Raw genomic sequence first — 22,223 nt, 5'->3', positions numbered from 1 at the left:
GGATGCCCATGTCGATTTCCGGTACCTACGACTGCGTGACCAAGAGCCCGATGGGCGAGCAGACCTCGAAGCTCACGATCGTCGCCGATGGCGACAGCTTCACCGGCACCAATGCCGGCCCGATGGGCTCGGTCGACATCGCCGACGGCAAGATCGACGGCAACACGCTGACCTGGACGATGAAGCTGACCTCGCCGATGCCGATGACGCTCGAAGGCAAGGCCACGGTCGATGGCGATACTTTCGCCGGCGAAGTGAAGGCGGGGCCCTTCGGCACCTTCCCGATGACCGGCAAGAAGGTCGGCTGAATCCCGGCCGGGCGCTCCCCCGCGGGGGGCGCCCGCCTCAGTGCGACACGAACTTGGTCTTGACCCGCTTGATCGCGCCCGAGAACGCCAGCACGTTGGTGCCCTCGCTGGTGATCATGCCGCGCACGAAGATCAGCCCGCCGCCCTTGCGCACGATCTCGCCGCGGGCATGGAGCGGGACGTCCGCCGGCGCGCCGCTGACGAATTCCGAATTCATCGTCACCGTCACCCCGTGAACCACCTCGCCGTCCTCGGCGGCGATCATGAACAGCGCAAAGTCGGCGAAGGTCATCAGGCTGCCGCCATGGACCATGCCGTGGCCGTTGAGGTTCTTGTGCGTGGGCATGAAGCCGCACAGGATGCGCCCTTGCGCGTCGCGGCAGACCCTGAACGGGCCGGCCAGGCCCTCGAACGGGTCCTCAGGAAACCACTCCCACCACCCCTCGAACGGGGCGTCGGTCACCTGGCGCAGATAGCCGCCGTTGAACGGCGGAACGGGAAGCGTGTCGGACATGGGCTTCCCGCTGCGACGGACGCGGCGCGAGGTCAACCGCAAAAAGAGCCTCCCGGACCCCGATCGGAACCCGGGAGGCAGTCGCGTCAAGCGCGTGGCAACGCCAGGGAAGGCGGCGTCGGAAGGCGCGTCAGAAGGCGGCGGTCAGCGAGAACACCACCGCGGCGCCGGCGATCGAGCCGGTGCCGTCCTGCCCGCGCGAGAAGCTCGGCTGGAGGTAGGCGGCGTCCTTCTTGGTGATGTCGGTGTCGACATAGGCCAGGCCCAGCGTCAGCGGCGTGCCGCCGATGGCGTAGTCCGCGCCGATCAGCCAGTCCCAGTATTCGCCGGTCGGCGCGACCGAGGTGGCGAACGGCCCCAGGCCCTTGTTGCCCTTGGAATAGCCGATGTGCCCCTTCACGGTCAGGCCGGTGTTCGGAATCCCGGCGGCGGCATCGCCCCACAGGTAGAGGTTGTCGTTCTTGTCGCCGGGCTTGGTGTAGACGCCGGCGGCGGCATCGGCGCCGGTCGCGTACCAGGCGCCCAGCGCTTCCTGCTGCGGGGCATAGGCGACGCCGGCGGTCAGCGTGACCGGGCCGGTGGTGCCCGAAATCTTGACGTAGGGCTCGATGAAGTCGGTGTTGTCGAAGCCCTTGGGGTACATGTACCAGGTCGCGCCGACGTCGACGGTCGCATTGCCGAAGCTCTTCTTGAAGCCGGCGATCAGGTCGAGCTCCATGTTGGCGCCGCCGAAGGTGCCCCAGCCGGCGAGGTTCGAGCCCCAGGTGCCGACATAGACGCCGCTCTCGTGCGCGATCGTCAGGCCGCCCTGGATGGCGAGGTTGCGGTCGGACTGCGACACGCCGCGGAAGCGGTATTCGGAGACGAGGCCGACACTGCCCGAAACGGTGATCGGCTTGGCTTCTTCCTCCTGGGCCATCGCGGGCGCGGCGAAGGAAATCGAAAGCAGCGCCGCAGACAGCGCGCACAGGTTGCGGATCTTCATGTTGGAACGTCCTCCCTGACGTGGGTTTCCGTTCCTCCTGCGGTCCTTCGGCGCGGCCTCGATCCGGGCCTCGTCGCGAAGAACCTTTCCAGTTTATCGCCTGATATTTTCCGCTGCGTTTCCGGCCGGTGTCGAAGTGTTGCCGGCCACGGTCCGCCAAAAAAGCGGCCGGACCGGTGCGCGCGAAGGGATCGCGACCGGTCCGGCCTCAGCGAAGCGCCGGACGACGGGGGGCGTGCATCCGGCGGTGGCGCTGCCGCAGCTTCGGGCCGAGAGCCGTGCGGCAGCGCCGGTTGGTGAAGCCCGGTTCAGGCCGTCCGGGCGAGGGGCCTCAGGATCGGCTCGGGTCCGGTCACGTGCACCGCCGCGCCGCGCTGGCGCCGGCGGGCGAGCCATTCGCCCAGGGTCTCGGCGGTGGTGTGGTCCATCAGCTTCACCTTGGCGAGGTCGAGGTGCACGCCCTTGTCCGCCGGCACGCCTTCGAGCACCGCGTTGATCCGGGTGAGGCCGAGGAACGTCGCCGCGCCTTCGAGCTCGACCTTGTGGGTATCGACCATCTCGCGCTCGGCGACCTTGAGCTTGAGGTTGCGCGCGTGGGGCAGCAGCTCGAGCAGCGAGAGCGCGAGGCCGACGAGCACGCCGGTCAGCAGGTCGGTCGCCACCACCAGCACGAACGTCGCCGCCCAGATCACCGCCGGCACAAGCCCGTGCGTCCGCAAAAGGTGGCGCGGGTGCTTGAGGCTGACGAGCTTCCATCCGGTGACCACCAGCACGCCGCCCAGCGCCGCCATCGGCACTTCGCGCAGCAGCCACGGCAGCAGCGCGACGAAGCCGAGGATCCACGCGCCGTGCAGGATCGTCGAGACCCGCGAGCGCGCGCCGGCCTGGACGTTCGCCGACGAGCGCACGATCACGCCGGTCATCGGCAGCGCGCCGAACAGGCCGCACAGGGCATTGCCCACGCCCTGCGCGCGCAGCTCCTTGTTGTAGTCGGTGCGCGGGCCGTCGTGCATGCGGTCGACCGCCGCTGCCGAAAGCAGCGTCTCGGCGCTGGCGATGAAGGCGATGGCGATGGCCGAGGCGATCAGCGAAGGACTGCCGAGCAGCGCGAAGACGCCGCTTTCGGGCAGCACGAACGCCGCGGCGATCGAATCCGGCACCGCGATCCGCGCCACCTGCAATCCGCCGAGCCAGGCCACCAGCGTCGCCGCCAGCACGCCGAGCAGCGCGCCCGGCACCAGCGCCAGCCGCGCCGGCTTCAGCTTGTCCCAGCCGAGCATCACGCCGATCGTCAGCAGGCCGAGCATCAGCGCCAGCTCGGTCGAACGGATGTCGCTCGACAGGCCGAGGATGCGTCCGGGCATCGCGGCGAGATTCTCGATCCCGCTCGACAGCGGCTTGGCATCGAACAGGATGTGGAACTGGCCGATCACGATCAGCGCGCCGATCCCGGCCAGCATGCCGTGGACCACGGCGGGCGAAATCGCGCGGAACAGGCCGCCGAGCCGGGCGATCCCGGCGACGAGCTGGATCGCGCCGGCCAGCAGCAGCACCGGGCCGAGCGCCGAGATGCCGTTGTCGCGCACGAATTCGAACACGATCACGGCAAGGCCCGCCGCAGGGCCGCTGACCTGGAGCGGCGAACCGGCGAGCAGGCCGACGACGATGCCGCCGATGATCCCGGTCACCAGCCCCTTTTCGGGTGGGACGCCCGAGGCGATGGCGATGCCCATGCACAGCGGCATCGCCACCAGGAACACCACGATCGAGGCGGTGAAATCGCGCGCGAGGAAGGCGAGGGGGGCGCGCCCTGCGCCCTGCGCCGAGCCGGCGTCCGAAGCGGCAGGGGTGCTCATTCGGCGGCCTCGACCAGCGCGGGCTCTGCCGCGAAGCGCGGCGCGGCGGCGAGCGCGACCGGCAGCGCCTTGTCCTCGCGCATCACCACGAACTGGCCGCTGTCGCCGTCGAGCCCGAGCACCTGCCCGGCCGTGATGTCGACGAACCAGCCGTGCAGCGCCATTTCGCCGCGCGCGATGGCGGCGGCGACCGAGGGGTGGGTGCGCAAGTGCGCGATCTGCGCCTTGATGTTCTCGAGGCTGACCGCGCGCACGCGCTCGTTGCCGTCGAGGTGCGGCGTGCAGGTCGAAACGACGTGTTCGGCCGCCGCGCCGTGGCGCAGCCAGGCGACCACGTTGGGCATGCCTTCGGGGGCTTGCGGGGCCGCCAGCGCCTTCATCGCGCCGCAGTCGGAATGGCCGCAGACGATGATGTCGCGCACGCCCAGCGCCACGACCGCGTATTCGACCGTCGAGGAGACGCCGCCGTTCATCGTCGCGTAGGAGGGGACCATGTTGCCGGCATTGCGGCAGACGAACAGTTCGCCGGGCTCGGCCTGCATGATCTGCTCGGGCACGATGCGCGAATCCGCGCAGGAAATCATCAGCGCCTTGGGGCTCTGGCCTTCGGTCGAGAGCTTGCCGAAGAGTTCGCGGCTGTCGGGAAACACGGTTTTCTCGAAGCTGAAGACCCGTCCGATCAATTCGTTCATGTTCGCGTCTCCTATCCGTCGATGGATCAGGCGACCGCAGCGGGATGCCGCGACTGCGAACAAAAGTTAAGGCTCCGACCTTGCCGGTTTCGGGCCTGCGCGTGACGAAGTGTTGCGAGCGGCGCCCTGGCCGCTCAGGCCACCGCGCCGGGCAGGCGGATGACCGCAGTGAGGCCTTCGACCTTGCCGTCGGCTTCGCGGTTGAGCAGGTGCAGCGAGCCGCCTTCGAGCTTCACCGCCCGGCGCACGATCGGCAGGCCCAGGCCCATGCCCGGGGTGTCGCGCTGGCGCGCGTTGTCGAGCCGGACGAAGGGCTGGAGCACGTCGTCGAGCCGCCCGTCGGGAATGCCGGGGCCGTCGTCCTCGATCGTGACGAGGGCGTCGGGCCCCTCGCGCGTCACCGAAACCCGGACGCGTTCGCCGTAGTGGATCGCGTTCTCGATCAGGTTCGACAGCGCCCGGCGGATCGAGACCGACCGCGCCATGATCTCGAGCCGGTCCTCGCCGGCGTAGCTTGCGTCCTTGCCCGCGTCCTGCGCGCTGTCGACCAGCGTCGCGGCCATCGCGGCAAGGTCGATGCGCTCGGCCGGGATGTTGCTGCCGCCGGTCTCGACGAAGGCCTGCAGGCTTTCGAGCAGGTGGCGCATCTCGGCGATGTCGCCGTCCATCTCCGCGAGCGTTTCGGGGCTGATCGCGGCGTTCTCCAGCCGCAGCTGCAGGCGCGAGAGCGGCGTGCGCAGATCGTGGCCGATCGCCAGCATCGATTGCGTGCGCGTCTGCAGCGAGCGGTGGATGCGCTGCTGCATCTGGTTGAACGCGCGGATCAGCTGGCGCACTTCCTCCGGTCCCGCCTCGTCGAGCGGGCGCGGCTGGCCCGAGCCGACCCGGCGCGATGCCTCGACCAGCCGCTCGAGCGGGCGCAGCGTGAAATGGAACAGCGCCCAGGCGAGCACCGCCAGCACCACCGTCGGCAGCAGGTACGAGGCGATGCGGCCGAGGTTCAGCGTCCAGGCGCCGCTCGCGCTGGTCTCGAAGCGCAGCACCGACCGATCGGACAGCACCATCGACCCGGCGACGTTGCCGCCGCCCGGCAGCGACTTGAGCGCGAGCTGAAGGTCGCCGTGCGCCAGCTCGGGCGAATGCTCGACCACCTGCGCGCGCAGCGTCGAGAGCGCCAGCGAGCCTGCGGCGCGGCTGCCGTCGGGCGTCCAGGCGATCAGGAAGCGCGGGCTGCTCAGCGTCCTGGCGGCAAGGCCCCGCTCGCCCGGCGGCGTCGCCTCGATCGCGCGGCTCGCCACGACCAGCGTCTCGGCGATGCGCGCGGCGTCGTCACGGCGCAGCGCGAAGGCGCTGGCGCGGTCGAACAGCAGGGTGTTGGCGGCAAAGTCGGTCAGCGCGACCAGCAGCAGGATCGCCAGCAGCCGTTCGGGCAGACCGAAGCGTCGCAAGAAGGTCACTCCCCCGCGTATAGCCCAAGCGGGCGCGTCAGTCGCGCTCGACTTCGGCCCTCAGCATGTAGCCGACGCCGCGCACGGTGACGATCGGGGCGTTGCCCCCGGCCGAGGCGAGCTTGCGCCGCAGCCGGCTGACCAGCACGTCGACGCTGCGGTCGGAACTGTCGCCCAGCCGGGTGCGCGACAGCTCGATCAGCCGCTCGCGGCCGAGCACGCGCTGCGGCTGGCCGACGAAGGTGGCGAGCAGGTCGAACTCGGCGCCGGTCAGGTCGACCATCGCGCCCGACGGCGAATGCAGCTCGCGCCGGGCGAGCGAGAGCGTCCAGCCGTCGAAGCGCACTTCGCCGCTGCGGCGCGCGCCGCTGGCGCCCGAGCTGTCCTCGCCGCTGCTCTCGGTGCGGCGCAGCACCGCGCCGATGCGGGCGAGCAGTTCGCGCGAGCTGAACGGCTTGGCGAGGTAGTCGTCCGCGCCCAGCTCGAGCCCGAGCACGCGGTCCTCCTCGCTGCCCCGCGCCGAGACGAAGATGATCGGCACGTCGCTCTGCCGGCGCAGGCGGCGGAACAGCTCGATCCCGCTGGTGCCCGGCAGCATGATGTCGAGCACCACGAGGTCGGCCGGTTCGGCCTCGAGCGCCACCCACATCTCCGCCCCGGTGGCGGCGGTGCGCACCGCATAGCCGTGTTCGCGCAGCGCCCGCGCCGTCAGGGTCCGAAGGGGGCCGTCGTCTTCGACAAGGACAATGGAAGGGGCGGTCATGCGGCTCCGGTCGGAAAGGGCGGTCGGTGTTCGGTGATAGAAAGGTGCAGGGGCGCTTTCAACCGGCGCCCCTGCACGAGGGCGGTTCAGCGCACGTCGTCCTTGGTCGCGGCGGCCTTGCGCAGCGCCAGCGCTTCGGCGTGCGGGTCGGCGCGCAGGCAGCCCTTGTTCTTGCTCGGATCGGGGTGGCAGAACTTGAGCGCCTTGGCGTCGGTGGTCTTGACGCCGGCGCCCGGCTTGTCGAACACGGCAAGGCCGCTGCCGCAGTGCTGCGGGCGCGGGCCGCTGGGGTTGCAGGCGAGGGCAGCGCCGGCCGGAGAAACCGGGGCGGCGAGGGCGAGGGCAAGCGTGGTGAGCAGCATCGGGATAACTCCACCGCAGGGATTGCGATGACCGGCAGCTAATGTGTCCAGCTTTGCCGGCGCTGCTCCAACCCGTGACAAATTGTTTCCTGCGATCATTTGCATCCGTTTTGAACGGACCACGCTTTCCCGAACGGGCTTGCCACCGCAAGAGCGGCGGTTTAACCGATCGATTAAGTCAAGCCGACGTAGCGGAAAAGGGAGATGCGCATGACCGGTCCAAGAATGCTCGAAGGCCTGCGCGTCGTCGATCTCACCTCGGTGGTGTTCGGCCCTTACGCCACGCTCACCCTCGCCGACCTCGGCGCCGAGGTGATCAAGGTCGAGGGGCCGACCGGCGACCAGTTCCGCTATGCCGGCACGCCGGTGAGGACGCGCGGGATGGGCGCGTGCCACATGAACCTCAACAAGGGCAAGCAGTCGGTCGCGCTCGATCTCAAGACGGCCGAGGGCAAGGCGGGCCTGACGAAGCTGCTCGAGACCGCCGACGTGTTCATCCACAACGTGCGCGGCAAGGCGGTCGAACGGCTCGGCTTCGGCTACGAGGCGGTCAGGGCGATCAAGCCCGACGTGGTCTACGTCCACTGCGTCGGCTTCGGCTCGGGCGGCCCCTACCGCGACCTGCAGGCCTACGACGACGTGATCCAGGCCGCCACCGGCACCGTCGGGCTGCTGCCGCGCGCCGACGGCAACCCGCGCCCGCGCTACCTGCCCTCGCTGATCGCCGACAAGGTCGCCGGCCTCCACGCCGCCTATGCGACGCTCGCCGCGATCGTCCACCGTCTGCGCACGGGCGAGGGCCAGTTCGTCGAAGTGCCGATGTTCGAAGCCTTCAGCCACTTCATGATGCTCGAGCATCTCTACGGCAAGACCTTCGTGCCGCAGCCCTATCCCGCCGGCTACCCGCGCCAGATCGACGCCGAACGCCAGCCGTTCCCCACCGCCGACGGCTGGATCTCGATCGTGCCCTACACCGATCCCTCGATCGGCCTGCTGGCGGAACTGCTCGGCGCGCCCGAACTGATGCAGGAGGAGCGCTTCGCCGATCCGCTCTCGCGCATGCAGAACATGACCGCGTTCTATGCCGAGATCGCCCGGCGCACCCCGGCGAAGACGACCGAGCAATGGTGCCGCATCTTCGCCGAGCACCAGATCCCGGCGATGCCGGTGCGCGACATCGAGGACCTGGTCGACGATCCGCACCTGCAGGCGGTCGATTTCTTCCAGCACCGCCAGCACCCGACCGAGGGCGAATACCTGCGCACCCGCGCCCCGGTCAGCTTCTCGGTCGGCCTCGACGAGCCCGGCCCCGCGCCCACCATCGGCGAACACAACGAAGCGCTGCTGGGCAAGGGCGCCTAGGCGAAAGGGCCGGGGCATCGCCCCGGCCCGTCACCTTCAGATCTCTTCCATGTCGTAGTCGTCCTTGCCCACGCCGCATTGCGGGCAATAGAAGTCGTCGGGGATGTCCTCCCAGCGCGTCCCCGGCGCGATCCCTTCCTCGGGCAGGCCCAATGCCTCGTCGTAGACGAAGGCGCAGTAGCGGCAGCGATACCGCTTGTACGGACGGTCCGACATCATCGCCCCCGGGTCACGCGGCCACGGTGAAGCGGATCGGCACCGACTTCGGCCCGCTGACGAAGCTCGATTGCGTCAGCTTCGGCGCGCCGGCGAGCGCCACCGTGTCGATCTTCGGCAGCAGCTCTTCCCACAGGATGCGCATTTCCATGCGGGCCAGGTGCTGGCCGAGGCACACGTGCGGGCCCGATCCGAACGCCACGTGCTTGTGGATCGGCCGGTCGATGCGGAACTCGAACGGGGCGTCGAACACGTCCTCGTCGCGGTTGGCGCTATGGTAGGACAGCATGATCCAGTCGCCCGCCTTGACCGGCTTGCCGCCCACTTCGGCATCGGCGATCGCGGTGCGCATGAAGTGCTTGACCGGCGAGGCCCAGCGGATCGTCTCCTCGATGAAGCCCTGCATCGCCGCGGGTTCCGCCTTCAGCTTCGCCAGCACCTCGGGGTTCTCGGCCAGCGCCCACATCGCCGCGGCGGTGGTGTTGGCGGTGGTGTCGTGCCCGGCGGTCGCGGCAATGATGTAATAGCCCATCATCTGCCGGTGGGTGAGGTACTCGCCGCCGATCTTCGCATTGGCGATCAGGCTGTTGATGCACGCTTCGGGATGGGCGCGGAACTTCCTGGTCACTTCGCCGAAGTAGCCCTCCAGGTCGAGCATCGTCTGCTGCATCATCTGCATCACCTGCTCGGGCGGCACTTCCTTCTTCTCGCGGTTCATGTCGGGATCGTTCGGCCCGAACAGCTCCTGCGTCAGCCGCAGCATGAACGGCTCGTCCTCCTGCGGCACGCCGAGCACGCGCATCACCACGCGCAGCGGGTAGAGGAAGGCGACGTCCGAGGCGAAGTCGACTTCCGGCCCCTTGGCGAGCATGGCATCGACGAATTCGCGCGCGATTTCGCGGATCTGCTCTTCCAGCACCTTCAGCGCCTTGGGCGTGAAGGCGGGGAAGGTGAGCGCGCGCAGCTCCTTGTGCTCCTGCCCGTCGACCTGGACCAGCGAGCGGATCAGGTTGCGCTCGCCCCCGGTCACGAACTGGACGAAGGCGTCGCCGGCCTTGTCGGTCAGCGTCGCCGAACGCGCGGCGTTGAGGAACACGTCGGCGCGGCGCTCGATCTCGAGCACGTCGGCATGGCGGGTCGCCACCCAGAACGGGTCGAAGCCGTCGATCTCGGCGACGTCGAACGGCGCGGTCCGGCGCAGCTCGGTGAACGCGGCGTCGAGCCGGTCGCGGTCGGCATAGGCGCGCGGATCGACGATGGTCTGGGCAAGCTCGGTCTTGATGGTCACGGCATCCGCTCCTGCATGGTTCTCGTTTGGCCTTGGTGTAAGATACTATATGGCCGTCCAGCAAGTTGCAAATTGTCCCCGGTCAAAGTTTCTGGCATCTGCCCGAAGGACCATGATCAAAGCGCACAAGACCACAGCCGCCGCTTCCCAACCCAGGCTCACCCAGGCCGAGCGCCGCCAGCAGTCCGAGCACGGCCTGCTCGTCGCCGCCGCCGAAGTGGTGCTCGAGCACGGCTACACCGGCGCGACCTTCGACCGCATCAGCGAGCGCGCCGGCTACAGCCGCGGCCTCGTCACGCTGCGCTTCGGCTCGAAGGACGGGCTGGTCGCGGCGATGATCGAATTTCTCGGCGCGCAGCTCGAGGACATCTACCGCCAGCGGCTCGAAACCGCGCGTTCGGGGCGCGAGAAACTGATCGACTTCGTCGACGTGTTCATGGTCCGCCTCGACGAGGACCGGCTGACCCGGGCCTATTTCGTCCTCCTCGCCGGCGCGCTCGGCAATCTCCTGCCGCAGGCGCGCTATTTCCTCGCGCAGCACGAAAAGGTGAAGCAGCTGCTTGCCGACCTGATCCGCGAAGGCATGGCCGACGGCACCATCGCCGCCGACATCGCGCCTGAAGACGCGGCGCTGGCGCTGGGCTGCTTCCAGCTTGGGGTCGCCATCCAGCACCAGCTCGATCCCGCGATGCCGCTTGCCGCGATGCGCAGCTTCGTCCGCCGCTTCGCCGGGGACGGGGGCGCGGGAGATGCGGGGGCAGGGGAGGGCGACGCGCTTCGCTGACCCGCGCCGTAAACCACCGCGATCCTGCCGGATCCGACCTTTTTCAGGCGTTGCGCCGGCTTTCATCAATCTGTCTTGAAACCATAGCATGCGCAGTCTCGCGGGATTTTGCTTAGGCAATCCCCTTGGACCAGCGCCTGTGGGGGGCAGAACGAAATGCGGATCAAGGGCATGAGCACGGCTGGCGACTGGGCGCACCGACCGTTGCGCCGCATCAGCCTGCATGTCCTGCGCTTTACCTCGATCGTGGTCGGTGCGGGGCTGATCCTGCGCGCCGGCGCCTCCGAGCGCGCGATGTCGGCGGTCGACGAAGATCGCAGCGCCGGCTCGTTCCCGGGCGAGCCGCGCACCCCCGGGCTCGCCCGCGGCGCATCGGCCGATTCGCGGTTTGCGCGCGCCGACTTCGCGCGGCCGGCCTTCGGCCTTGCTCCGCCGCTCGGCGACGGATCGGTCGACCGCCTTGCAGCGCAGGGGGCAGCGCCGGGTGCCGTGCCGAGTTCCGTGCCGGCTGCCGCGCCCACGCTCGCGGCGATGATCGCGGCCGACCGGACGCTGCCGATCGCCGCGCCCTCCGCGCTGCGCTCGCGCGCCGCAGGGTTCGTGCCCGGCAAGCTCGCCTCGCTCGATGCTGTGGCGCCTGCGCCCTCTGCGCGGGTTGCTGACCGGCTCGCCGCGCCGGCCGTCACCCCGGCCGCTGCGCCCGCCGCAGCATCCGCCGGCCTGCGCAAGGGTGCGGGCGCGGCCGTCGTCGCCCCGGCGATCGCGCCGGTCGCCGCCGCGATCATGACTTCGGGCACCGCTTCGGGCGCTGCTTCGGGTGCTGGCCCGTCCGCTGCGCGCGCTGCCGCCATGTCCGCTTCGCCGGTCGCCTCCCCGGTGCTCGCCGCGGCAGGCCCGGCGCGCGGCGCCGGCGCCGCGCTTGGGCAGGGCGTGGCCGCGCCCGCGCCGGGGCAGGTCGATTCCGAAACGGTCGATACCTCGCAGCTCGTCCCGCTCGCCCGCAGCGCGCCCGCCGCAGGCCGGGGCGCGCCGCTCGAGATTCGCGTCCAGCCGCTCGCCGCCCCGTCCCCTGCCGCCCCGTCCCCTGCCGCCCCGTCCGCTGCTGCCACGGCGCCCGCGCCCGTGCCCGCCGCTTCGCCGGTGGCGGCGAGCGCGCAGGCCCTCGCGCTGCCCGTCGCGCAAGTGCCGCAGGGCGGCCTGCGCCAGCGTTCGGCCTCGCCTTATGGCGCGGTCTCGCCCGCGCCGGGCACGCGCACCGATTTCGAGGCGATCCTCAACTCGCCGGCTTCGGCCTGGGACTATGCCGAAGGCGTTCCCGACGAACTGCGCCACCCGGCGGGTGTTGCCCCGGTCCGCGCCCCGGCGCCCGCGCCGGCCGCGAGCGCCCCGGCAGGTCGCGCCTACCCCGCGCCGCAGTTCTGATCGTCAGGGGTCGCGCGGCGCTTCGCCGAAGGGGCTTTCGGCCCTTTGCATATCCCTGTTGCATATGCAGCGATAGCGGCGGGCTTTCCTACAGCGCCCCGCTTGCGTAGATTGCCGTCGATGGTGGTCGGCAAATCCTTGTTCTCCGGCGTTTTCGAACCGCTTGCGGCGGTGGTCCCGGCGCCGCGGCGAAGGGCCGGAAATTTTTCCCAGGACAGTGTAAACCCCGTAAACCTTTCGGCCAGGACCGGGGGCCGCGCGCCTTGGCGCAGGGGCCTTGGGGAAGGTGGCGCGCCCTACAGGATTCGAACCTGTGACCACCCGCTTAGAAGGCGGGTGCTCTATCCAGCTGAGCTAAGGGCGCGCGTCCTTGCGGGGCTTCCCCATAAGCGCGCTTTGCCCGCCGTGCAAACCGCGATAGCAAGCGCGACATGACCCAGACCCGTCCCGAAGCCGCCACCCTCGCGCAGCCAGCCCGCATCGGCGGAACCGCCGGTGGCAGGCGCCACTTCCGCTACTTCGATGTCATGATGGCCGCCTTCGTCGCCATCCTGCTGCTCTCGAACCTGATCGGCGCGGCCAAGCTCGCCAGCGTCGGCGGCGTCACCTTCGGCGCCGGAATCCTGTTCTTCCCGGTGTCCTACGTGCTCGGCGACGTGCTCACCGAAGTCTATGGCTATGCCCATGCGCGGCGCTGCGTCTGGGTCGGCTTCTTCGCGCTGCTGTTCATGGCGCTGATGAGCTTCGTCGTCGTCGCCATGCCGCCCTCGCCCGACTGGGGCTGTGCTTCGAGCGCCGATCCCCGCTTTTCCGAACTCGTCGCGCGGACCTCGGCCGGCGCGGTCTGCCAGACCACCTACGAATCGGTGTTCGGCAGCACCTGGCGGATCGTCCTCGCCTCGGTCGTCGCCTTCTGGGCGGGCGAATTCGTCAACTCCTTCGTCCTTGCCCGGATGAAGGTGCTGACCGACGGCAAGCACTTGTGGACCCGCACCATCGGCTCGACCGTGTTCGGCCAGGCGGTTGACAGCGCGATCTTCTACCCCGTCGCCTTCCTCGGCACGTGGACGAGCCAGGCGGTGCTGACGGTGATGGTCACCAACTGGGCGATGAAGGTGCTCTGGGAGGTGCTGCTGACCCCGGTCACCTATGCCGTGGTCGGCTTCCTCAAGCGGCGCGAGGGGGTCGAGGTGTTCGACACCGACACCGACTTCTCCCCCTTCGCCAAGGTCCGCGCGGACTAGGTCAGGCCGCCTGCGCCGCCTCGCCCAGCGCGCGGCGGTACCGGCCGGGCGGGACCCCGAACCAGGCGCGGAACGAGCGGCCGAAGGTCGACATGTCGGTGAAGCCGATCGCCGCGGCGACGTCGGCCAGCGACAGCTCGTCGCGGCGGATCAGCTGCGCGGTCATGCGCTTGCGCTCGTCGTCGACGATGGCGTGGAAGCTGGTCCCCGCGCCCGCCAGCATGCGCACCATCGTGCGGTTCGAGACGCCCTCGCGCCCCGCCACTTCCTTCAGCCGCGGCGCGCGCCGCTCGTGGGCGAGGTGGTCGCAGACGATGCGGCGGATGCGGGCGACGACGTCGGTTTCCCCGGCGCGGCGCACGTGCTCGAGATGCGCGGCGAGCATCGCGTCCCACTCGGCCGGCTCGTGCTGCGAATTGGGCGTCTGCGCCCAGGCCGCGGGGAATTCGAAGCAGTCCTCGTTGGCCTCGGCGACGATCGCGCAGCCGAGCGCCGCGCCGAGCTTCGCCCCGTCGACGCCAAGCAGCGCCCGCGCGCACAGCCGCGCCTCGCCGATCTGCGCGCCGACGTAGATCCGCGTCATCTTCGCCGCGAAGATCGTCGCGACCAGCCCGGTCGCCGCCGACACGGGGCCGAGCGCGACGGCATGGTCGGCGCAGAACGCGGCGCCGCCGTGCTCCTTCCGGGCGAAGCGGTAGCCGACGTGCGGGACCCCCGCCGAAGCGGCCTCGGCCATGACCGACAGCGTCGTGGCGAGATCCGGGGCGGCGAGCATCAGCGTCATCCCGGCGTTGCTGATCACCGGCCAGGGCATCTCGACCAGCCGCGCGATCACCGCCGGCAGGCAGCCTGCGTCGATGATGTTGGCAAGGATCAGCACGTCGTCGGCCAGCGTGATCGTCGCCGGCACCGCGCCCTGGTGTCCGGCGAGCCCGGTCCCGCGGTAGAGCCAGTCGGGCCAGTCGAGCCACTGCCCGAAGCTGCGCAGCAGGCCCGAGCGGACCGGCCGGGCGATCGCGCCGTCGAGCCTGACCAGCCCCTGCAGCGCCGCCGCGCGCGCCGCACCGACGAGCGCGCCGGTTGCGTCGGCCGCCGGCATCAGCCGCAGCGGTTCAATGTCCTGCATCGAAGGCGAAGCGCATTCGCGGGCCACGGTCGCAGTCTGCATCGTTCGATCATCGTCCCTTTGCACACGATATCGTCGAAAATCCAAAGCAGCGACCGATAGTTACTCTTTTCTGGCAGGCATTCGGCTTCTGTCGCACTTCGCACCGTGCGACACGAATTGTCATAAATAATTGAGGCAGAAGCCTCTTCACTGGCGCAAAGAGTATACCGCGCGGCGCAGATCGCCAAGGCCTGCGATTGCCGGGCTGTCTGCCTCAAAACGCAAAAGTTACCAGATCGGTCATCCTGTTGCGCCGCCGCGAGCGCGGCGAGCGGCGATGGCGTGGCGCGCCGCGCCCATCGGCTGGCTTCATTTGTCAAATGAACTGCGGGGACGTGCCCTCTAGTGTCGAGGCACTGGCGACGACGATTGCGCCGCGACAGGGGGACCGACCGATGCAGACCTTCAAGTCAACCTCGTGCCTTGCCGGCGTCGTCGCGATGGCGATTCAGGCGGCGCCGGTGCAGGCGGCCACCACGCTTCCGGGATCGGTCCGCGACCTTGTCGGCGTGCGCGCGTCGAGCGGCGAGCAGGAGATGACCCGTCGCGGCTTCAAGCAAGTCCACACCAGCACCAGCGGATCGCGCAAGTACGGCACCTGGTGGAACGAGAACACCAACGAGTGCATCGTAGCGACGACCTACGACGGCACTTACGAGAGCCTCGCCGTCACCAACACCGAGGACTGCAAGAAGAAGGGCGACGGCGGCAAGACCGCGGCGATCGCGATCGGCGCGGCGGCGCTGATCGGCGCGCTGGCGATCGCGGGGAGCAGCGGCAGCAAGGACAAGGACAAGGACGAGAAGTACCGGCGCGAATACGACCGCGGCTATCGCGACGGCTACGACGGCCGGCGCTACGACAACTGGGACAACACCTCTGCCTACACCGACGGCTACAACGAAGGCCGGCGCCAGAGCAATCGCCCCGGGAACGGCAACTGGGGCGGCAGCGGCGGTTCGTGGAACAACAACGGCTGGATCAACACCAACGACCTCGTCGGCCGGCCGAGCAGCCAGGTCTGGCGCGAACTGGGCTACCGCGGCTTCCAGCTGCGCGACGACAAGTGGAACCGGGGCGAGCGCTATGCGACCTTCTGGCGATCTCGCTCGGAGCAGTGCATCGTCGTGCGGGCGCGCTACGAGACGGTCAATTCGATCCAGAACACCTCGTCGCGGACCTGCGACCGCTAGTATCGCAACGGGCCCCGCACGATGTCGCATGCTTCCCTGCTCCGCCGCGCTGCGGCTTCGCTCCCGATCACCATTGCGCTGGCGATCGCGCCCGGCGCGGCCGTGGCGCAGGGCCGCCAGACCTCCTCTCCTGTCGAGTTCGCCCGCCAGGCCGAGGCGCTTAGCCCTGGCGAATGGGTCTGGGCCGAGAACATCGCCCCGGCTGGCCCGGTGCTGGTCTACGTCGACGTCGCCCGGCAGATCGCCACGGTCTATCGCAACGGCGTGCGCTTCGCGGTGTCCACGGTCTCCACCGGCAAGAAGGGCTACGCCACGCCCACCGGGGTGTTCACGATCCTGCAGAAGGACAAGAACCACCACTCGAGCAAGTACAACAACGCGCCGATGTACTACCAGCAGCGGCTCACCTGGGACGGCGTGGCGCTCCATGCCGGCGGCCTGCCCGGCTATCCCGAAAGCCACGGCTGCGTCCACCTGCCGATCGAGTTCGCCAAGCTGCTGTTCGGCGCCACGCAGATGGGCGGGACAGTGATCGTCAGCGGCAGCGCGGGCGTGGTCTCGAGCGCGGCCGAGGCCAGCGTGCTGTCCGACATCGACCACGCCGGGCAGCCGGCCGAGCACGTGGCGCTGGCGGGCGGCGAACCGTGGCGCTGGGAGCCGCAGAAATCGCCGTCCGGGCCGCTGTCGCTGATCGTCTCGCGCGCCGACCAGCGGGTGATCGTGTTGCGCAACGGCCGCGAGATCGGCCGCGCGCGGATCACCATGCCCGACGCGAGCGACGAGACCCATGTCTATACCTTCAGCGGGATTGTCGAGGGCAAGTACCTGTGGACGGTCGCCGGCGTGCCCGGGCACGGCCAGAGCCCGGGCGACCGGGTGCAGCCCTGGCTCGCCGAGCGGATCGCCATTCCCGGCGAGTTCCTGACGCGGGTGCGCTCGCAACTCCAGCCCGGCGCCTCGATCCTGGTGACCGATGCGCCGGTGCTCAAGAGCAACAGCGGGCGGCGCATGACGGTGCTCGCTTCCGCCGCGGACAAGTAGGCGCCCCGCCAGCGGCGGGCGGAGCTGATCCGCGCGCCGCCCGTCGATCTGCTTGTCCTGCCCACCGAGCTTGTCAGCGGCGAAGCGGCGATGCCACCGTAGGCGATCGAAACGCCGCCTCGGCTCGCCGCTGTTATTGCCAAGGTTCTGCTTGCCGAGACGTGCGGAACCGGTTCAGTTGCCTTCGACCTTGGTCGGCGCCGGGACGTCGGGGCTGAGCACCCGGTAGACGAGGCCGCCGAGCGCGCCGCCGACCAGCGGGGCGACCCAGAACAGCCAGAGCTGCTGCAGCGCCCAGCCGCCGACGAACAGCGCCGGGCCGGTGCTGCGCGCAGGATTGACCGAGGTGTTGGTGACCGGGATCGAGACGAGGTGGATCAGCGTCAGGCACAGCCCGATCGCGATCGGACCGAAGCCCTTGGGGGCGCTGCCGTGGGTGGCGCCCATGATCACGAAGAGGAAGGCGAAAGTCATCGCGACTTCGCAGACGAAGGCCGAGAACTGCGAGTAGCCGCCGGGCGAATGTTCGCCGAAGCCGTTCGAGGCGAAGCCCCCGGCGAGGCTGAAGTCGGGAACGCCGCTGGCGATCGCGTAGAGCACGCCGGCGCCGAACACCGCGCCTGCGACTTGCGCGGCGATGTAGCCGGGCAGGTCGGCGGCGCTGAACCGGCCGCCCGCCCACAGCCCGACCGAGACCGCCGGATTGAGGTGGCATCCCGAGATGTGCCCGATGGCGAAGGCCATGGTGAGCACGGTGAGCCCGAAGGCGAGCGACACGCCGGCAAGGCCGATGCCGACGTCGGGGAAGGCGGCCGCCAGCACCGCGCTGCCACAACCGCCAAGCACGAGCCAGGCGGTGCCGATGAATTCCGCCACAAGTCGCTTCGCCATGTCCGTTCCCCTTTCGATGCAATCGTTTTGCAGGGTGCAGCGTAATGCTCGCGGGCTTGCGCCAGTATAGGGCAAATGGCGTCACCGGATGGGCAAGCGATGCCATTGTCTCGCTGCGTTGCCGGCGCAGTTGACAGCGGCGCGGCGCTGCAGTCTCGTCACGCGGTTTCGATAGCCGGGAGATGACGATGTCCAAGCCGTTTCGCCGCGTGACCGCTTTTGCCGTGCTGATCCTGCCCGCCGTGCTTGCCGCGTGCGCGGCGCAGACGCGGCCCGAAGCAGCGACGCCTGCGCCTGCGCCGGTGCCTGCCCCAAACCCTGCCGCGCCCGCCGACCCGCTGGCCGGCACGCGTTGGAAGCTCGCCGCGATCCAGTCGATGGACGATGCCCAGGGGACCACGGCGCCGCAGGCCGACCGGACCTACGAAGTCGCCTTCGGGCCCGATGGCCGCGCCATCTTCCGCCTCGACTGCAATCGCGCCAATGCGGGCTACACGCTGGTGCCCGGCAGCGAGCCGGGAGCGGGCGGGGTGACCTTCGCGCCCGCGGCGATGACCCGGGCGATGTGCCCGCCCGGCTCGCTCGACACCAGAATCGCGCGCGACCTCGGCTATGTGCGCAGCTACCGGATCGAGGGCGACACGCTGTCGCTGTCGCTGATGGCCGACGGCGGGATCTACGTGTGGAAGCGCCAGCCCTGATCAGGCCGGGGTCGGCGCGCCCTGGCGCAGCGTGATCTCGCGCTGGGGGAAGGGGATCGCGATGCCGCGCTCGGTGAACAGGCGGTAGACTTCCATCCGCAGCTGCGAGCGCGCGAGCGGGGCGGCGGCGACATCGCCCACCACGCAGAACAGCTTGAGGACGAGCGCGCTGTCGTCGAAGCGGTCGAGCACGACCAGCGGCGCCGGCTCGCGCAGCACCGCCTCGACCGCGCGGGTGGCGTCCATCACGGCGGCGAAGGCGAGCGCGAGGTCGGTGCCGTAGGCGACGCCGACCTCGAGATCGGTGCGGCCCGAGCGGTCGGCCAGCGTGCGGTTGCGCACCGCGCCGTTGATGATCTCGGAATTGGGAATGATCACGTCGTCCATCGCCAGCGTGCGCAGGCGGGTGGAGCGGACCGAGATGCGCTCGACCGTGCCGGCAAAGCCGCCTACCTCGATCCAGTCGCCGACGCGGACGGGGCGCTCGATCAGCACGATGATGCCGCTGACGAAGTTGGCGACCACGCCTTGCAGGCCGAGGCCCGCACCGACCGACAAGGCGCCGGCGACGATCGCGAGGCTCGACAGGTCGAGCCCGGCCGAGACGATCGCGACCAGCAGCGAAAGGGTGAGCCCGGCATAGCCGATGACGGTCAGCAGCGCGGACTCGACCCCGCGTTCGAGTCCGAGCGCGCGGAACAGGCTGAGCTGGAGCATGCGCTGCACCCAGCGGGTGAGGCCGTAGCCTGCGGCGAAGACCGCGAAGAACACCACCACGTCGCCGGCCGAGAGCCGGAAGCTGCCGATCGCCACGCCATCGCGCAAGGTCGCGAAGACGTCGGCGATCGTCCCCGAGCGGACGCCCCAGAGCAAGGCGATCAGGGGCAGGCTGACGCAGACGATGACGAGCGCGTAGAGGGCCGGCAGCAGCCGCACGCCGTGGCGCGTCTCGCCCGCGGCGCGGGCGACGACCGCGTCCGACAGCATCGTCAGCCGCCAGAAGGTGAGCAGCCCGACCCCGATCGTCGCCAACGTCAGCAGCGTCGGCATCAGGCACCCGCGGGCGAGTTCGACATACCCCGCCGCACCGGCGGCGACGCCGCCGATCCCGATCAGCCGCATCAGCCAGGCGATGTGGAAGCGGAAGTCGATCGCGCGCATGTCCTCGGCCGCGGCGCCGGCGAGGGGCGAGAGGATTTCGGCGAGCAGCCAGAGCAGCGCTCCGGTCGCGGCGAGCACCGGGAAGGCGATGACCGCTCTGGTCGCGGGCGAGAACGGATAGCTTTTGAGCGCCTGTTCGACCGCGAGTTCGGCGACGAGCGCGAGCCCGAGGAGCAGGACGATCAGCACCGCGCGGCGTGCCTCGGCATCGCTCAAGCGCACGAAGCGCAGCTCGGCAGAGGTCGGCGAGAACAGGCTTCGCCCGACCCACATCGCGAAGATCACCAGCCCACCGCCGCTCGCGACGATCGATTCGATGGCGAAGGCCGCCGGGACCCGGGGAAGGCGCAGGAACACGATTCCGAGCATGACGAGCAGCACCGCAAGGGGCAGGAGAAGAATGCCAATGTCCTGGAGAAAGGTCAGCAGGACCGCAGCCGCCGGCGTCCGCACCCGCAGCAGCGCGGCATTGGTGCGCACGCGAAAGGCGCGCTGGACGACGACGGCGACATAGATCCCGAGCGCCGACGCTAGGATCGCGAAGGCGAGCCCGACGCCGCCTTCGCCTTGCCCCGCCGATCCTGGGTGCTGCAGCTGGCGGCGCAGTTCGCCAAGCGCGGCGCGCGTCTCGGCGAGCGCGCCCGACCACGCGAACGGCAGCAGTGGCGAAGGCTGGCGCGCGAGCAGTTCGGTCGAGGTCTTGCGGTTGAGCCGCGCGTCGATTTCGGCGACGAGCACCGCAGCGGTCACCTGCGCGTCCTGCGCCAGCAGCATCGGCGCGCGCGCGAGCTTGATCCGCGCTTCGAGATCGGCCCGCTTGTCCGCCGCCCATTGCGGCTCGACCTTGCCTTCCGCCGGGGCCGGTCCGAGCGCGGCGCGCTGGGCTTCGAGGATGCGCAAGGTGATGCTGGGCGTTTGCGCGGCGCGGAAGGCGCGATCGCGATCGGCCGCAAGCACGGCGCGGATCGTTTCGAGCGCGCGCGTGTCCGACGGAACCGAGGGGGTTGCCTGCAGCAGCGCCCGCGCTTCGAGCGCGTGGCGGTTCCACAGATCGAGGTAGGTCTGCGGGGTGGCCGGGGTCGGGACCGCAATCGGGACGGCGGCCGAAGGCGAAGCGGGATGCGCGATCGGGCGAGGGGGGGCGGCGTGCGCCGGCGCCCATAGCGCGAGCCATACCAGCCAGGCCAAGAGAACGCCCATCCGCACGTCTATTCCCCTGCAACGTACCGCATCTTTTCGATGCTGCTTGCTGGGGCGGCAACGATCGCCGCAAGCTCGTCCACAGCCGTGCCGTAACCAACGGTAATGGCGGGTGAAAATTCAGGCGGTCGAGCAGCGGGGCGGGAGGGGAAGGGCCGCCGCGGTGGCGGGACCGGCGGGACCGGAGCTTCCGGTCCCCTCCGGGCGGCGTCCGCGGCGGGGGTCAGTCCGCGATCAGGCCGATCGCGAGGTAGACCAGCAGGAGCGAGCCGAAGCCGGCGAGGGTGCCGACCACCCAGGCGATGCGCACCAGAGTCACGTCGATGCCGAAGTAGTCGGCGATGCCGGCGGACACGCCCATCAGCTTGCCGCGCTGCTTGTCGAGGCGGAAGCGGCGGCGCGGGGTTTCGACCGGGCGGACGGACGAGTCTTCGAAGCGCAGGTCGGTCATGCGACGTACTCCATGCTGGCGGCGACGGGCGCCTTGGCGGTGGGGGTGGCGACGGTGCCGCTGATCAGCGTCAGCGAAAGCGCAAGGGCGATAGCGGCGCTGGCGAGGTGGGCGGAGGCGGAACGAATGGCAGTCATGGTCGGGTCCTTTCTTGGCAGTGGTTGGCGGCGGAGGATGTCTTCGCCGGATGTCCATGGCTTTGCAGAAGGCGTGCCAAATCACCCGAACGGCGGTTTTCCGTGCTGTTGGCGCAGCGGCGCCGAAGGTGAACCTCAGTTGAATACTAAATATTGGCGTCATTCACCGATGATTCGGTAGGAGCGGTTCATGCCCTGAATGGCAGTGACGGGCAGGGAGCCGGCCGTTTCCCCTTTTTCGGCAGGCGGCGCATCGTGGGTACGGGTCCACGTCGCTTCCGGAGCAATCCGGCGGCTCCCGATATCTCTCGTCGTCCGAAGGCCTTGGGGCTTGCAATCGGGCGGCCGGGCGCGTATTCACGGATCAATCCCGACATTTGTGAAGGCAAAGTCAGGGCTGGCGCCGCAAGGGGCCGGCGCCGGACCGCTTTGCACTCTTGTCGCTTGTGGCATTTGGAGCAGGTAGCAGACTGGCATGGCGGATATCGCGCGGATCATCGAGGTCGTGGAGCCGGAGGCGAAGGCGCTCGGCTTCCATCTCGTGCGCGTGCGCTATTTCAAGGGCGGCGAGATCGGAGACGAGGAGCATACGCTCCAGATCATGGCCGAGCGGCCCGAGACCGGCCAGCTGGTGATCGAGGATTGCGCGGCGTTGTCGCACCGCATCTCCGACCGCATCGATGCGCTGGAAGAGGCGGGCGACGTGCTGATCGAGGAAGCCTACCGGCTCGAGGTCAGTTCGCCCGGCATCGACCGGCCGCTCACCCGGCCCAAGGACTTCGCCGCCTGGATCGGCCACGAGGCGCGGATCGAGCTGTCCGAGCTGATCGACAATCGCAAGCGTTATCGCGGCGATCTGATCGGGTTCGACGCCGTGACCCAGACGATTTCGATCGAGGACGACGGCACGGTGTTCGACGTTCCCTTCGCGCTCGTCGCCAATGCCAAGCTGATCCTCACCGACAAGCTTATCGCCGCTTCCCGGCCGCTGGACACCAGCGGCGCGGATGAAATCCTCGAAGAACAGGAAGACTGA

The 22,223-nt window shown here is 69.6% G+C and carries 23 protein-coding genes and 1 tRNA gene; 9 read left to right on the top strand and 15 right to left on the bottom strand.

The window, feature by feature from the left end; translation table 11 throughout:
• Positions 1-8 precede the first annotated feature (8 nt).
• Entirely contained in the window at positions 9-308 is a 300-nt protein-coding gene (locus K3A85_RS10830) for a hypothetical protein (protein WP_225206520.1), read from the top strand.
• A 37-nt stretch (positions 309-345) separates the two neighbouring features.
• Here K3A85_RS10830 and K3A85_RS10825 read toward each other — a convergent pair whose 3' ends face one another.
• The 7 genes from K3A85_RS10825 to K3A85_RS10795 form a co-directional block, all read right to left on the bottom strand.
• Positions 346-822: a PaaI family thioesterase gene (locus K3A85_RS10825; protein WP_225206519.1), complete on the bottom strand. Its 477-nt coding sequence runs from the start codon at positions 820-822 to the stop codon at positions 346-348.
• A 130-nt stretch (positions 823-952) separates the two neighbouring features.
• On the bottom strand, positions 953-1,807 hold the full coding sequence (locus tag K3A85_RS10820; RefSeq protein ID WP_225206518.1) for a TorF family putative porin: 855 nt from the start codon (positions 1,805-1,807) through the stop codon (positions 953-955).
• Positions 1,808-2,115: 308 nt separating this feature from the next.
• Positions 2,116-3,663: a SulP family inorganic anion transporter gene (locus K3A85_RS10815; protein WP_225206517.1), complete on the bottom strand. Its 1,548-nt coding sequence runs from the start codon at positions 3,661-3,663 to the stop codon at positions 2,116-2,118.
• Positions 3,660-4,355, bottom strand: a complete 696-nt coding sequence (locus tag K3A85_RS10810) for a carbonic anhydrase (protein ID WP_225206516.1) — start codon at positions 4,353-4,355, stop codon at positions 3,660-3,662. Before K3A85_RS10810 ends, K3A85_RS10815 begins: the two co-directional genes overlap by 4 nt.
• 134 nt (positions 4,356-4,489) lie before the next feature.
• The gene (locus K3A85_RS10805; protein ID WP_225206515.1) at positions 4,490-5,812 is read right to left on the bottom strand and encodes an ATP-binding protein; all 1,323 of its coding nucleotides are present in this window, start codon (positions 5,810-5,812) and stop codon (positions 4,490-4,492) included.
• Between the two features lie 28 nt (positions 5,813-5,840).
• On the bottom strand, positions 5,841-6,566 hold the full coding sequence (locus K3A85_RS10800) for a response regulator transcription factor (RefSeq protein WP_225206514.1): 726 nt from the start codon (positions 6,564-6,566) through the stop codon (positions 5,841-5,843).
• Between the two features lie 86 nt (positions 6,567-6,652).
• Positions 6,653-6,928 carry a hypothetical protein gene (locus K3A85_RS10795; RefSeq protein WP_225206513.1) on the bottom strand — a complete coding sequence of 92 codons (276 nt, stop codon included), beginning with the start codon at positions 6,926-6,928 and terminating at the stop codon, positions 6,653-6,655.
• A 210-nt stretch (positions 6,929-7,138) separates the two neighbouring features.
• Here K3A85_RS10795 and K3A85_RS10790 point away from each other — a divergent pair, with 210 nt between their 5' ends.
• On the top strand, positions 7,139-8,290 hold the full coding sequence (locus tag K3A85_RS10790; protein ID WP_225206512.1) for a CaiB/BaiF CoA transferase family protein: 1,152 nt from the start codon (positions 7,139-7,141) through the stop codon (positions 8,288-8,290).
• Positions 8,291-8,326: 36 nt separating this feature from the next.
• On the opposite strand, the gene K3A85_RS10785 is transcribed toward K3A85_RS10790, so the two are convergent.
• Both K3A85_RS10785 and K3A85_RS10780 read right to left on the bottom strand, forming a co-directional pair.
• Positions 8,327-8,506: a rubredoxin gene (locus tag K3A85_RS10785; protein ID WP_225206511.1), complete on the bottom strand. Its 180-nt coding sequence runs from the start codon at positions 8,504-8,506 to the stop codon at positions 8,327-8,329.
• A 13-nt stretch (positions 8,507-8,519) separates the two neighbouring features.
• Complete coding sequence (locus K3A85_RS10780) at positions 8,520-9,794, bottom strand: cytochrome P450 (protein ID WP_225206510.1); 1,275 nt, start codon at positions 9,792-9,794, stop codon at positions 8,520-8,522.
• 112 nt (positions 9,795-9,906) lie between these two features.
• On the opposite strand from K3A85_RS10780, the gene K3A85_RS10775 reads away from it, so the two are divergent.
• Positions 9,907-10,578 (top strand): TetR/AcrR family transcriptional regulator, encoded by a 672-nt coding sequence (locus K3A85_RS10775; RefSeq protein WP_225206509.1) that lies wholly within the window; start codon positions 9,907-9,909, stop codon positions 10,576-10,578.
• A gap of 171 nt (positions 10,579-10,749) precedes the next feature.
• Positions 10,750-12,000, top strand: a complete 1,251-nt coding sequence (locus K3A85_RS10770) for a hypothetical protein (protein WP_225206508.1) — start codon at positions 10,750-10,752, stop codon at positions 11,998-12,000.
• A gap of 287 nt (positions 12,001-12,287) precedes the next feature.
• Here K3A85_RS10770 and K3A85_RS10765 read toward each other — a convergent pair.
• Positions 12,288-12,364 (bottom strand) — tRNA-Arg (locus tag K3A85_RS10765).
• Between the two features lie 67 nt (positions 12,365-12,431).
• Here K3A85_RS10765 and K3A85_RS10760 point away from each other — a divergent pair.
• Positions 12,432-13,244 (top strand): queuosine precursor transporter, encoded by an 813-nt coding sequence (locus K3A85_RS10760; RefSeq protein WP_225206507.1) that lies wholly within the window; start codon positions 12,432-12,434, stop codon positions 13,242-13,244.
• Between the two features lies 1 nt (position 13,245).
• Here K3A85_RS10760 and K3A85_RS10755 read toward each other — a convergent pair whose 3' ends face one another.
• Positions 13,246-14,370: a helix-turn-helix transcriptional regulator gene (locus K3A85_RS10755; protein ID WP_225206506.1), complete on the bottom strand. Its 1,125-nt coding sequence runs from the start codon at positions 14,368-14,370 to the stop codon at positions 13,246-13,248.
• Between the two features lie 437 nt (positions 14,371-14,807).
• Here K3A85_RS10755 and K3A85_RS10750 point away from each other — a divergent pair, with 437 nt between their 5' ends.
• Both K3A85_RS10750 and K3A85_RS10745 read left to right on the top strand, forming a co-directional pair.
• Positions 14,808-15,605 carry a hypothetical protein gene (locus K3A85_RS10750; protein WP_225206505.1) on the top strand — a complete coding sequence of 266 codons (798 nt, stop codon included), beginning with the start codon at positions 14,808-14,810 and terminating at the stop codon, positions 15,603-15,605.
• Positions 15,606-15,626: 21 nt separating this feature from the next.
• Positions 15,627-16,646, top strand: coding sequence for a L,D-transpeptidase (locus K3A85_RS10745; RefSeq protein ID WP_225206504.1), 1,020 nt, complete (start codon positions 15,627-15,629; stop codon positions 16,644-16,646).
• A 174-nt stretch (positions 16,647-16,820) separates the two neighbouring features.
• Here K3A85_RS10745 and aqpZ read toward each other — a convergent pair whose 3' ends face one another.
• Positions 16,821-17,537, bottom strand: coding sequence for an aquaporin Z (aqpZ, locus tag K3A85_RS10740; protein WP_225206503.1), 717 nt, complete (start codon positions 17,535-17,537; stop codon positions 16,821-16,823).
• Between the two features lie 188 nt (positions 17,538-17,725).
• Here aqpZ and K3A85_RS10735 point away from each other — a divergent pair, with 188 nt between their 5' ends.
• Positions 17,726-18,238, top strand: coding sequence for an META domain-containing protein (locus K3A85_RS10735; RefSeq protein WP_318248082.1), 513 nt, complete (start codon positions 17,726-17,728; stop codon positions 18,236-18,238).
• Here the strand turns inward: K3A85_RS10735 and K3A85_RS10730 are convergent, their stop codons facing one another.
• The 3 genes from K3A85_RS10730 to K3A85_RS10720 all read right to left on the bottom strand — a co-directional run bounded on the left by K3A85_RS10730 (position 18,239) and on the right by K3A85_RS10720 (position 21,187).
• Complete coding sequence (locus tag K3A85_RS10730) at positions 18,239-20,599, bottom strand: DUF3772 domain-containing protein (protein ID WP_225206502.1); 2,361 nt, start codon at positions 20,597-20,599, stop codon at positions 18,239-18,241.
• 223 nt (positions 20,600-20,822) lie between these two features.
• Positions 20,823-21,050, bottom strand: a complete 228-nt coding sequence (locus tag K3A85_RS10725; protein ID WP_225206501.1) for a PspC domain-containing protein — start codon at positions 21,048-21,050, stop codon at positions 20,823-20,825.
• The gene (locus tag K3A85_RS10720; RefSeq protein ID WP_225206500.1) at positions 21,047-21,187 is read right to left on the bottom strand and encodes a hypothetical protein; all 141 of its coding nucleotides are present in this window, start codon (positions 21,185-21,187) and stop codon (positions 21,047-21,049) included. The genes K3A85_RS10725 and K3A85_RS10720 overlap by 4 nt, the downstream gene beginning before the upstream one ends.
• 475 nt (positions 21,188-21,662) lie before the next feature.
• Between K3A85_RS10720 and rimP the strand changes: the two genes are divergently transcribed.
• Positions 21,663-22,223, top strand: coding sequence for a ribosome maturation protein RimP (gene rimP / locus K3A85_RS10715; protein WP_225206499.1), 561 nt, complete (start codon positions 21,663-21,665; stop codon positions 22,221-22,223).

Source organism: Novosphingobium huizhouense, assembly GCF_020179475.1.
GTDB lineage: Bacteria > Pseudomonadota > Alphaproteobacteria > Sphingomonadales > Sphingomonadaceae > Novosphingobium > Novosphingobium huizhouense.
This window is presented reverse-complemented; position numbering and strand designations above follow the sequence as displayed.

Coding starts and splice junctions, on each gene's coding strand:
- K3A85_RS10830 (WP_225206520.1), top strand. CDS start 9: ATGTCGATTTCCGGTACCTACGACTGCGTGACCAAGAGCCCGATGGGC.
- K3A85_RS10825 (WP_225206519.1), bottom strand. CDS start 822: ATGTCCGACACGCTTCCCGTTCCGCCGTTCAACGGCGGCTATCTGCGC.
- K3A85_RS10820 (WP_225206518.1), bottom strand. CDS start 1,807: ATGAAGATCCGCAACCTGTGCGCGCTGTCTGCGGCGCTGCTTTCGATT.
- K3A85_RS10815 (WP_225206517.1), bottom strand. CDS start 3,663: ATGAGCACCCCTGCCGCTTCGGACGCCGGCTCGGCGCAGGGCGCAGGG.
- K3A85_RS10810 (WP_225206516.1), bottom strand. CDS start 4,355: ATGAACGAATTGATCGGACGGGTCTTCAGCTTCGAGAAAACCGTGTTT.
- K3A85_RS10800 (WP_225206514.1), bottom strand. CDS start 6,566: ATGACCGCCCCTTCCATTGTCCTTGTCGAAGACGACGGCCCCCTTCGG.
- K3A85_RS10795 (WP_225206513.1), bottom strand. CDS start 6,928: ATGCTGCTCACCACGCTTGCCCTCGCCCTCGCCGCCCCGGTTTCTCCG.
- K3A85_RS10790 (WP_225206512.1), top strand. CDS start 7,139: ATGACCGGTCCAAGAATGCTCGAAGGCCTGCGCGTCGTCGATCTCACC.
- K3A85_RS10785 (WP_225206511.1), bottom strand. CDS start 8,506: ATGTCGGACCGTCCGTACAAGCGGTATCGCTGCCGCTACTGCGCCTTC.
- K3A85_RS10775 (WP_225206509.1), top strand. CDS start 9,907: ATGATCAAAGCGCACAAGACCACAGCCGCCGCTTCCCAACCCAGGCTC.
- K3A85_RS10770 (WP_225206508.1), top strand. CDS start 10,750: ATGAGCACGGCTGGCGACTGGGCGCACCGACCGTTGCGCCGCATCAGC.
- K3A85_RS10760 (WP_225206507.1), top strand. CDS start 12,432: ATGACCCAGACCCGTCCCGAAGCCGCCACCCTCGCGCAGCCAGCCCGC.
- K3A85_RS10755 (WP_225206506.1), bottom strand. CDS start 14,370: ATGCAGGACATTGAACCGCTGCGGCTGATGCCGGCGGCCGACGCAACC.
- K3A85_RS10750 (WP_225206505.1), top strand. CDS start 14,808: ATGCAGACCTTCAAGTCAACCTCGTGCCTTGCCGGCGTCGTCGCGATG.
- K3A85_RS10745 (WP_225206504.1), top strand. CDS start 15,627: ATGTCGCATGCTTCCCTGCTCCGCCGCGCTGCGGCTTCGCTCCCGATC.
- aqpZ (WP_225206503.1), bottom strand. CDS start 17,537: ATGGCGAAGCGACTTGTGGCGGAATTCATCGGCACCGCCTGGCTCGTG.
- K3A85_RS10735 (WP_318248082.1), top strand. CDS start 17,726: ATGTCCAAGCCGTTTCGCCGCGTGACCGCTTTTGCCGTGCTGATCCTG.
- K3A85_RS10730 (WP_225206502.1), bottom strand. CDS start 20,599: ATGGGCGTTCTCTTGGCCTGGCTGGTATGGCTCGCGCTATGGGCGCCG.
- K3A85_RS10725 (WP_225206501.1), bottom strand. CDS start 21,050: ATGACCGACCTGCGCTTCGAAGACTCGTCCGTCCGCCCGGTCGAAACC.
- K3A85_RS10720 (WP_225206500.1), bottom strand. CDS start 21,187: ATGACTGCCATTCGTTCCGCCTCCGCCCACCTCGCCAGCGCCGCTATC.
- rimP (WP_225206499.1), top strand. CDS start 21,663: ATGGCGGATATCGCGCGGATCATCGAGGTCGTGGAGCCGGAGGCGAAG.